3 protein-coding genes and 1 pseudogene are annotated in these 2,624 nt (G+C 44.0%); 1 reads left to right on the top strand and 3 read right to left on the bottom strand.

What is annotated here, in order from left to right; all coding sequences use genetic code 11:
* Positions 1-109 precede the first annotated feature (109 nt).
* The 3 genes and pseudogenes from F6J94_RS32810 to F6J94_RS32800 all read right to left on the bottom strand — a co-directional run bounded on the left by F6J94_RS32810 (position 110) and on the right by F6J94_RS32800 (position 1,960).
* Entirely contained in the window at positions 110-1,141 is a 1,032-nt protein-coding gene (locus F6J94_RS32810) for a group II intron maturase-specific domain-containing protein (protein WP_293030637.1), read from the bottom strand.
* A 61-nt stretch (positions 1,142-1,202) separates the two neighbouring features.
* Positions 1,203-1,445: pseudogene (locus tag F6J94_RS32805) on the bottom strand (reverse transcriptase domain-containing protein); the annotation flags it as partial.
* A gap of 254 nt (positions 1,446-1,699) precedes the next feature.
* Positions 1,700-1,960 (bottom strand): reverse transcriptase N-terminal domain-containing protein, encoded by a 261-nt coding sequence (locus F6J94_RS32800; RefSeq protein ID WP_293030640.1) that lies wholly within the window; start codon positions 1,958-1,960, stop codon positions 1,700-1,702.
* 444 nt (positions 1,961-2,404) lie between these two features.
* Between F6J94_RS32800 and F6J94_RS32795 the strand changes: the two genes are divergently transcribed.
* The coding region (locus F6J94_RS32795; RefSeq protein WP_293047883.1) for a hypothetical protein at positions 2,405-2,624 on the top strand (220 nt) is incomplete at its 3' end.

The raw sequence follows: 2,624 nt of genomic DNA, 5'->3' as shown, positions 1-2,624 counted from the left end.
TTTTTATTAAGGGTAAATCGGGTAAGTCAGCGGGATTGCTCCCGCTTCGTCCCCAAAGCACCGTGCGAACAAGTCTCCAAGTACACGGCGCAACCAATTCCAAAAGAACTCACTTATCATTGCTACTTCTTTTCCTTGACTTGCGGTTTTGTACCTTTTGGCTTTTGTTCCGTGTCTTGGAGGGTTTTGTTATCCCGGCTTTCAGCATTTTCTGTATGTCTGGTAAGTCAGCCCCCAAGGCATGGATGGAATGGTGGCAGTCCTGATGTAGATAAATCATGTTATCGTATGTGTCTTTGCCACCGAGGTGTGATGGTGTTATATGATGAACGTGAATTTCATCAAAAGCCTCTAGAGGCTGATTGCAGACAGGACAGATGTAGTTCTGTCTGTTTGCTATTTTATCCTTACCCTTCGTGAACCTTCCTTTCGCTGTCTTTTTTCTTTGCTTAAGGCTTCGCTTTTCCCAGTATTCGACCAGAGTTGGGTCATCGGGACTGAAAGTGTGTTGGACAAGCGTGTGACGTTGGATAGGTATCCATCGGAGTTTATGCACGTATGCATGTTTTTCGGATTTGTCTCCAAATACCCAGTTATCATCCCTACCTGGGCATAGGCAACCGAAATACTTATCGGCTATCCATTCCCATGATTTATTGTGATGTTTCCGTTTACCCCATCGTTTTAGCTTCCAAGATATGTAATTATCCAAATCTGAAAATATTTCTTTGGATACTGCACCGTCGTGGTAATTGCCCCATCCCCGGATTTTGGAGTTGAGGTCTTTGATTACCTTGGTGGTTGGTACTCCTTTAGAGGTTCCAAAGAGTTTCTTGAGTTCATCCTTGAATTTCTGCACGTTCTTTTTGGAAGGCTTGATGAGAGTTATGAGACCCGATTTGCGTTTTGTGGTTTGGTATTTACGGAAATTCCAGCCCAGGAAGTCAAAGCCTTCGGTTAGATGTTTTACGTTGGTCTTTTCCTCGGATAGTTCTAATCCTTTTTCAGTCAACCACTCGGAGAGTATTGCCTTAGCTTCCATCGCATCTTCTTTGCTTTCTGTTAGAACAACAAAGTCATCGGCGTAGCGGATTAGACTCCGTTTGGAGGTGTTGGACCAAGATTCTCCGGAAGAGGTCATGCAGTTTATTATCCGTTTGTACCTAATTCCTAATGCATCTTCCATGCCATGTAGGGCAATGTTAGCGCTTTTGTGGGCTGATTATTCCCCCTTGTGGAGTTCCGGTTTCTGTGTTGTGAAATACACCTTTATCGATGTACCCCGCTTTGAGCCATTGTTCCACAAGTTTTTTGGCAGGGAAGTTTGCTGTTGCATCCATTAATGGTTTGTGGGATATGTTGTCAAAACATCCTGAAATGTCTGCATCTAGTACCCACCATTTACGGTTTTTCTCGCCTTTGATGTTAAGGAATATCCTTTGTCGTGCATCATGGGTACTTCTGCCTGGTCTGAATCCGTATGATGTTGGTTCAAAGGTGGCTTCCCATTGAGGTTAAGCGTGCATTTTTGACCATGCCTTGTATGCATCTGTCAATCATGCAAGGAATTCCTAATGGACGTTTTTTACCGTTGGACTTAGGTACGTACACACGTTTTGTCGGGATTGGCTGCCATGTTTTATATCGGCTGAGAGCATCGACCATCTCTGCCCTGACTTTGGGATTTAGATTGGCGATTTTATCTACGCCAGGGGTGTTTTTGCCAATATTTAAGTTGTGCAGCCTGTCTCACGGAAATAAGTATATTGGAGTAACTACGCAGCATTAAGCGTTGTAGTTTATTCACCTTTCTCCATTTGCCTTCGCGAGTCGCGAGGAATATCCTACGTCTTAATTTCCTGACCGTCCGATAGGCTCTTTTCCAATTGATGGTATGCCAGTCGGTGGTTTGTTTTGTTACGATACCGTTTTCGGTTGAATTCGGTTCTATCTTTTCCATTACAATGAAGGTGTATTAAGTATGTAATTCCGTCCGCTCGGAATCAGCTCTGAAATTCAGCACTCTTTCAAGTTGAGGGAAAATCCCTTTATCCAACCAGTTATACGCCCTAGGCGATTTCCTGTTTCCTTTCGGATTGTTGGCATTTGCTTGGTTCAGACTTCTACCGGACTGAGAGTTATACCTCCTCTTACGATTTGGCTACCTTAACTTATCGACCTGTGTTAAGGACTCAATCTCGGCTTACCCGGTTACACACAAGGAAGATATGAATCTTTGGTTGCCGTCTTTACGCCGAGTCCGTGGGGTTCTATAAGCAAGTCGTGCTTATAATCGATTGTTCAGGACAAATTGAACTAATCCTTGGAGCTAGTATTCCCATTACCGCTTTAGCAGGAATATCCATGTTAACGACGCTTACAACGATTCTTTTCATCAACAATCATGATTCTTCCCCTAACGACCCATCACCATGCGGTATATGTCACTGGTTACGCATTACCTTCTAGCTATGAAACAAATCGATTCGGGAATAAGGTAGTCGAAACCGCCATATCCATCTCGAAGTGCTCCTTCGGGTGGGGACGTAGCTTGAACCCTAGCTACATTGGGAGATTTCGGAATCTCCACTTCCTTGAGCGTCTTTCATCGGTCGCCCTTATCC

The organism is Moorena sp. SIO1F2 (genome assembly GCF_010672755.1).
In the GTDB taxonomy this organism is placed as follows: Bacteria; Cyanobacteriota; Cyanobacteriia; order Cyanobacteriales; family Coleofasciculaceae; genus Moorena.
This window is presented reverse-complemented; position numbering and strand designations above follow the sequence as displayed.